The organism is Streptomyces sp. ATLC9 (assembly GCF_057196705.1).
The window spans coordinates 1-6,481 of record NZ_JBXUOY010000278.1 but is presented as its reverse complement, the minus strand read 5'-3'; the positions used below and the strand labels follow the sequence as shown (position 1 = coordinate 6,481).

Sequence of the window (6,481 nt, the reverse complement as noted above, 5' to 3'; positions counted from 1 at the left end):
GGAACGGGCCGCCGCACGTGTCAACCCTTCCAGCAGCGGACCACCGAGCCGCCCTCCACCGTGAAGTTCAGCCGCCCCGACAGGTACTCCATGGTGATGACCGCGTCCGGCGGGAGGGACCGTACGGTGGTCCAGCCGCGTTCGCGGGCCTGCCGTTCGGCGGTGGCCGCGTCGAGTCCGACATAGGTCTCGGGGTCGTCGTCCGGTGTGTGCGGGTGCGTGGGTGCCGGTGCCATGGCAGCACCGTACGGCGTCGGCGGTCCAGCCGGAAGTTCCGGCCCGATCATGGCGGCGTCACACTTGTGTCACAACGCTCCGCGGCACGGGCGGCGTCCGGCTACTCCGTCGGGGATACCGCGCGCACCACTCCGAATTCCCTCCACCCCATTCTCCGGCCGCCCGCGGCGGGTTCTCGGGAAACACCGTCCGCGTCCTGCACACGGAATACCGAGGGGGAAATCCGAAAGTCTCTCAATTACCCCTGAAAAGAGGCAGGTTTACGGAAATCCTCTCGCGGTATCCGGGGTTGGGAGGAGCCTCATGACAGAGAAGACGAAGAGCAACGACGGCAAGCGGACGGCGGAGGACGAGCGCCCCGTACCGCTCGGCGAGGCGATGCGTACGGCCCGATCGGAGTTCACCGATCTGACCGGCCTGCACGCCGAGAGCGTCTCCCGATTCGAACGGACCGGGGACGGCTGGGTCCTGGAGGTGGAGGTCATGGAACTCGAGCGGGTTCCGGACACGATGAGCCTGATGGCCTCGTACGAGGTGACCCTCGACGGGACCGGCCACCTCACCGGTTACCGCCGCGTCCGCCGTTACGAGCGCGGCCGGGCCGATTCGTCCCGCCGCGGCTGAGAGCTGTGACACCCGAGAGGAGTGGCTCCACACCATGACTACGGCAGTTCCCGCACAGCGATCCACCGGAGGAGGCGGCGGCAGCAGCGGTCTCTACGACGTCCTGGAACTCATCCTGGACCGCGGACTGGTGATCGACGCGTTCGTCCGCGTCTCGCTGGTCGGTATCGAGATCCTGAAGATCGACGTACGCGTCGTGGTCGCCAGCGTCGACACGTATCTGCGTTTCGCCGAGGCGTGCAACCGCCTCGATCTGGAATCCGGGCCCAGGAAGTCGCCCGGCCTGCCCGAGGTACTGGAGAACGCCACCGAGAGCGGCGCCAGCAGCAAGACCAAGGGCGCCCTGGCCGGGGCCGCCGAGAGCGTATCCGACGCGCTCCGCCCGGGCCGTTCCGACGAGGAGGAGACCGAACCCCGCAGGCGCCGGACCTCCGCCCGCCGCAAGGAGGAGACGGAGTGAGCGTCTACGTCTACGGAATCGCGCGCTCGGACCACCCGGCGCTGCCCGACAAGGCGCCCGGCGTCGGCCGGCCACCGCGTGAGGTCCGGATCATCCGCGAGGGAGACCTCGCCGCGATCGTCAGCGACTGCCCGGACGACCTGCGGCCCAAGCGCCGCGATCTCCTGGCACACCAGCAGGTGCTGACCGATGTCGGCGCCAAGGGGCCGGTCCTGCCGCTGCGCTTCGGCAGCCTCTCCGGTGGGGAGGACGCCGTGCGCGGAGTCCTCTCCGGCCACGCCGCCCACCACCTGCGGCAGTTGGACGAGCTGGACGGCCGCTCCGAGTACAACGTGAAGGCCGTGCACCGCGAGGACGAGGTACTGCGCCTGGTGCTCTCGCAGGACGGCGAGGCACGGAGCCTGGCGGAGCACAACCGGGCCGCCGGCGGCGGCTCCCACGAGGACAAGCTGCGACTGGGCGAACTCGTGGCGAACGCCGTGCGCGAGCGCGAGGCGGAGGACGCCCGGCTGATCGAGGAGACGCTCGCCCCCCTGGCCCAGCGGTACGTGCCGGGCCCGGACGGCTCCGGCTGGCTGGCGAACCTCTCCTTCCTCCTGGGCCGGGACAGGTCGCGGGAGTTCACCGCCGCCGTCGAGGAGCTGGGGCGCGCCAACCCCCACCTGGACGTCCGTGCCACGGGCCCGCTGCCGCCGTACAGCTTCGTGGGCCGGCCCGACGAGGCCGGGCAGACCGCACCGGCCGCCGGCTCGCCCGCGGGGTGAGCCGGTATGGGACTGATCGGCGGGATCCTGAAGCTGCCCGCGGCGCCGTTCCACGGCGCTGGCTGGGTGCTGCGGCAGGTGGTCGCCGAGGCGGAGCGGCAGTACTACGACCCGTCGGCGATCCAGCGTGAACTTCACGATCTGTCCAGGCAGTTGGACGAGGGCCTGATCGACGAGGAGGAGTTCGACCGCCGGGAGGACGAACTGCTCGACCGGCTGGAGGCCGTGCGGGAGCAGAGACGGCACAACCAAGGAGACTACTGACATGACGAACCGGTCGGCACTGGCGCTGGCCTTCGCCACGGGTTACGTGGTGGGGCGCGGCAGGACCAAACTGCCCCTCGGCACGGGCGGGGCGCTGCTGGCCAGGCGGCTCGGGGTGGACCCCGGCCGGCTCGGCGAGCGGTTCAAGGAGAGGACCCCGCAGCTCGCAGAGGCCACCGGCCGGCTGCGGAACAACGTCAGGGAGGCCGGCAGGGTCGCCACCGGCGCACTGCCGACCGGGCGCCTGGAGTCGCTGACCGGCGGCGTACGGGGACAGCTCGGCAGGGTGCCGTGGAAGAGCGGTGGCGAGGACGGTTCGCAGGACTCGCGCGCCCCGGAGGAGCGGAAGGAGAAGTCCGGGAAGGAAGCGGAGGACCCGAAGGGGGACACGAGGGGAGCGAGGGGCGCGAACGGTTCGCAGGACACCGGTGGTTCCCGCAAGGAGGCCGCGGACTCCGGGAAGTCGCAGGGGGGCCGGAGCACCTCCCGGCGCGCTCCGGCGAAGAAGACCGCGTCGCGGACCGCCAAGAAGACGGCCGCCACGTCCCGCAAGCCGGCCAAAGCCGCCGGAAAGGCCGCGGGTTCGGCCGGCAAGCAGACCGAGACCGGCAGGCCGTCCGGCGGAGCCCGGAAGACGACCGGTACGGCCAAGCGCACGGGAGGCTCCGGACGTGGCTGACGCTGCGAACGGACGTCGGCGGCCGGGACGCGGCGGTACGGGTCCGGCGCCTGCTGCTCGCCGCCGCCCGCGCTCCGGGCGGGGTGAGGAAGCGGGCCGGCGTCGCGGCCCGGCCCCTGAGCGTCTGCGAGTGCGTCGAGGTCGGCGTACCGGTCCGCGAGGCGTACGACCGTTGGCTGGATCTCCTGGAGAGCGGCCCCGGCGACGAGGCCCCGGGCGGCGCGAGGATCCTGTGGCCCGGGCGCGGCCGGACGGTGCGCGTCACCGACCGGGTCCGGGACGATCTCGTCGTATGGGCCGCCCACGACTCCAGGGCGGCGATCCGGGGCGTGGCCACCTTCCATCGGCCGGCCGGGAATCTGACCCGGCTGCTGGTCGTCCTGGAGTACCTCCCCCGGAGCCTGCCGGAGAGGGCCGCGCGCCTCTGGCACGCCCAGGCCCGCCGGGTGCGGCTGGATCTCGCGGACTTCCAGCGCTCGGTGAGCCTGGACATCGAGGTCGACGACGGCGGCGCGGCAGCGGACCCGGCGGACGAGGTGGACCGCGTGCACGAGGCGGGCGTGGCGGACGAGGTGGACCGGGTCCGGTGACCCCGGCGGCCTCGCGGCCCTCACCCCCTTCCCCGGCCCTCCCCGCCACGCCCGCCACGCCCGCGCCGCCCGGCCGAGGCGGTCCGCCGGCTCCTCTATCCGCTCGCCCGGCCCGGCCGGTTCGCGCACCTCGAAGTCGAGGCCCGGTATCAGGACATGGAGGGCCATCTCGTCCGGGGAGGGGGCGCCGGTGCGCAGAAGCCGGGCGATCAGGAGCCGGTCGGTTCCGTGCGCTCCAGCCGCACGGACAGATCGTTGGCACCGGTGTAGTACGGACGGGCCGTCAGCCCTCCGCCTCCCTCCGGCTCGCTCCTCCCGCCCGCCTCGTCGGCGTTGACGGGCCGTGCCGGGTAGCGCAGGATCCTGTGCTTGTCGACGATGTCGTCCAGGATGCGGGCCACACGCACCGCTTCGGCGTCCTCGCCGGGGCGCAGCCACAGCTGCCAGTCGCCCTCCGAGCCGCTCTCCCCGGCCAGATCCGCGTACGACAGCCGCGCCGTGAAGCCGTGCCCCTCGGCGGGCGTGCCTGTCAGGGTGACCGGCGCGGTGACGGACCGCGCCTCCGCGCCGTCCGAAGCGGCGGTGCGGCGGGGGCGGGCCTCCAGCCGCGCGGTGGGGGTCAACGCGGCCCCGTACAGCCGTCCATGGACGGTCAGCCCGCCGTCGGCGGGCCAGACGTCGCCCGCCTCGGCGTGCGGCCAGCGCAGCCAGGAGCACACCGAGAGGTTGCCGTACTTGGTGGTGTACGGGATGCGCACACCCAGCCAGGTGCGGTCGGTGCGCGGCACCCGGTCGACGAGCGAGCGCAGGTCGCCGCATCCGGGCCGCAGCCGCTGCGCCTCACCCTCGCCGATCACCAGATAGGCGTCCCAGCGGCCCTCGGCCAGCAAAACCGTGCTGGGCAGGACGGCCCGCAGCACGGAGCCGTCCGGGCCACCCGAGAGCGGCTCCAGCGGCAGGCGCACCGACTCCTCCGGATCGTGGTCGCGCAGCCGGAGCAGCAGGGCGGCGTCCCACCGCTCCGCCGCGCCGGGCAGCTCGATGTCGAAGCTGAGGCCGCCCGCGCTGTCCGCCGTGCAGTCGGCCCGTGGTGCCGTCGCCCCGGGGACCTCGGGGGCACCGGCGGGTCTGCGGGTGGTCGCGGTCATGCGGTCCTTCCTCCTCTCAGCGCGCCCCGGCGGGCGCGGGCCAGGGCGTCCTTGGCGGCGTACGCCCCGCCGAGCAGGGCTCCCCGGGTCCGGTGCAGGGAGGAGCGCAGGCGGCCGATCCCTCTCCCCCCGCCGCGTGCGACGAGCTCCGTGCAGAGCGAGGAGTACATCTCGCCAATCCGCGCGGGGTCGTAACGGGCGGCGTCCGCGATCGCGGCGCGGCCCATACTCCGGCGCAGCTCGTCGTCGTTGATCAGCTCCAGCAGGGACCCGGCGATGGCGCCGACGTCACCGGTGGGTACCAGCCGTCCGTCCACACCGTCGGCGATGATCTCCCCCGGCCCGTGCGGGCAGGTGGTGGCCACCACCGGCAGACCGCAGCGCATCGCCTCCACGATCGTCATTCCGAAGGACTCCAGACTGGACGTCACGGCCGCGACCGAGCCCTTGACCCACTCGGCCTCGATGGGGTGGGCCGGTCCCATGAGGAACGCGTGGTTGTACAGGCCGAGTTCCTCCACCATGACCCGCAGCTTCGCCTCCTCGCGCCCGGCCCCGTAGAGCCTCAGCCGCCAGTCGGGCCGCTGCTCGACCACCTTGGCGAAGGCCCTCAGCAGCACGTCGTAGCGTTTGGCGGGAGCCAGCCGGCCGGCGGCGACCACCCATTTCCCGGTGCAGTCGGAAGGCTCCACCGCCGGCGCGGGGACGCCGTTGGGCACCGCCCGCACGCGCACCCCGGGCAGGCGCATCATGCGCCGGTAGTCCCGCGCGTCGGCCTCGGTGACGGTGGTGAGGGCGTCCAGGCGCGGGTAGGCGCCGCGCAGGGTCGCCCGCAGCGCACGCGAGTGGGTGGAGAGCGTGAGGTGCTCCTGCCCCATGCGCACCGGGCCGGGCCGGGTGTGCATGGCGAGCATGGTGTTGAGGCCGGGGCGGGTGCCGATCACGACATCCGCCTCGACACCGGCCAGGTGTTCGGTGATCCGGCGGTCGGTGAGCGCGCTGTACTTGCGGTGGTTGCCGTCCGCGCGCGGGAACAGCTTGGACGGCCGGGCGTGCTCGGGGTCGCCGCCGTCGTAGTCCGGGCTGTGCTTGCGCATGTCCACCAGATGGCGCAGGCGCACCGCGGGGTCCAGGTCGAAGACGGGACGGTCCCGGTGCCGGAAGACCGAGACGATCTCGACGTCGTGCTGCTGTGCGAGCGCGCACGCGAGGTTGAAGGTGGTCCGGATCGTTCCGCCCATGCCGTACCCGTGATGCAGCAGAAAAGAGATATGCATCCGTCTCCATGTCCCACGGAAGCGCGCGGGTAAGCGTCCCGGCGCCGTGTTTCCCTGTGTCGCACTCCTGTTGATGCCGTGTCTCTCCGGCGGAGACCGCGAACGGCCACCGGAGGCTGACCCGCCTGACCGCCCTGCACCCGAACAGTTCGCCTTTTGTGAGGACTTTCCGGGAACCGAACGGCTCGTTCCGTCGCTCAGGCGAGGCCCCGGGCGTTCCGCACGGTCGCCGGGAGGCGCGAAAGCCCGGCGGGACGGCGGCGCCCCGGGCGCTGGCGCGGGGCGCACCCCCGTACCCGGGCGCCCTCTCCGCTCCTCGTCCCAGTCCTCGCCGTTCTCCCTCCCGGCCGCCTCCGTTCCGTCGGACGCACCGGCGCGGTGGCCCCGGCGGTGTCGGACGGTACCGCCCCCGCATCCGGCACCAGGCGGCCGCGCGAC

Annotated in this window: 9 protein-coding genes; 6 read left to right on the top strand and 3 right to left on the bottom strand. The window is 73.1% G+C overall.

The window, feature by feature from the left end; translation table 11 throughout:
- Nucleotides 1–20: 20 nt before the first annotated feature.
- Entirely contained in the window at nucleotides 21–236 is a 216-nt protein-coding gene (locus AC2CJA_RS22375) for an I78 family peptidase inhibitor (RefSeq protein WP_484604475.1), read from the bottom strand.
- A 304-nt stretch (nucleotides 237–540) separates the two neighbouring features.
- On the opposite strand from AC2CJA_RS22375, the gene AC2CJA_RS22370 reads away from it, so the two are divergent.
- The 6 genes from AC2CJA_RS22370 (at nucleotide 541) to AC2CJA_RS22345 (ending at nucleotide 3,618) form a co-directional block, all read left to right on the top strand.
- Nucleotides 541–861: a gas vesicle protein GvpO gene (locus AC2CJA_RS22370; protein ID WP_484604474.1), complete on the top strand. Its 321-nt coding sequence runs from the start codon at nucleotides 541–543 to the stop codon at nucleotides 859–861.
- A 34-nt stretch (nucleotides 862–895) separates the two neighbouring features.
- The gene (gvpJ, locus tag AC2CJA_RS22365; protein ID WP_484604473.1) at nucleotides 896–1,321 is read left to right on the top strand and encodes a gas vesicle protein GvpJ; all 426 of its coding nucleotides are present in this window, start codon (nucleotides 896–898) and stop codon (nucleotides 1,319–1,321) included.
- Nucleotides 1,318–2,085: a GvpL/GvpF family gas vesicle protein gene (locus AC2CJA_RS22360; protein WP_484604472.1), complete on the top strand. Its 768-nt coding sequence runs from the start codon at nucleotides 1,318–1,320 to the stop codon at nucleotides 2,083–2,085. The genes gvpJ and AC2CJA_RS22360 overlap by 4 nt, the downstream gene beginning before the upstream one ends.
- Before the next feature lie 6 nt (nucleotides 2,086–2,091).
- Entirely contained in the window at nucleotides 2,092–2,349 is a 258-nt protein-coding gene (locus AC2CJA_RS22355) for a gas vesicle protein GvpG (protein ID WP_484604471.1), read from the top strand.
- A gap of 1 nt (nucleotide 2,350) precedes the next feature.
- On the top strand, nucleotides 2,351–3,028 hold the full coding sequence (locus tag AC2CJA_RS22350; protein WP_484604470.1) for a hypothetical protein: 678 nt from the start codon (nucleotides 2,351–2,353) through the stop codon (nucleotides 3,026–3,028).
- Nucleotides 3,029–3,111: 83 nt separating this feature from the next.
- Nucleotides 3,112–3,618, top strand: coding sequence for an SRPBCC family protein (locus AC2CJA_RS22345; protein ID WP_484604469.1), 507 nt, complete (start codon nucleotides 3,112–3,114; stop codon nucleotides 3,616–3,618).
- A 209-nt stretch (nucleotides 3,619–3,827) separates the two neighbouring features.
- On the opposite strand, the gene AC2CJA_RS22340 is transcribed toward AC2CJA_RS22345, so the two are convergent.
- Nucleotides 3,828–4,766 (bottom strand): hypothetical protein, encoded by a 939-nt coding sequence (locus tag AC2CJA_RS22340; RefSeq protein ID WP_484604468.1) that lies wholly within the window; start codon nucleotides 4,764–4,766, stop codon nucleotides 3,828–3,830.
- Nucleotides 4,763–6,043, bottom strand: coding sequence for a glycosyltransferase family 4 protein (locus AC2CJA_RS22335; RefSeq protein ID WP_484604467.1), 1,281 nt, complete (start codon nucleotides 6,041–6,043; stop codon nucleotides 4,763–4,765). Before AC2CJA_RS22335 ends, AC2CJA_RS22340 begins: the two co-directional genes overlap by 4 nt.
- Nucleotides 6,044–6,481: the final 438 nt, after the last annotated feature.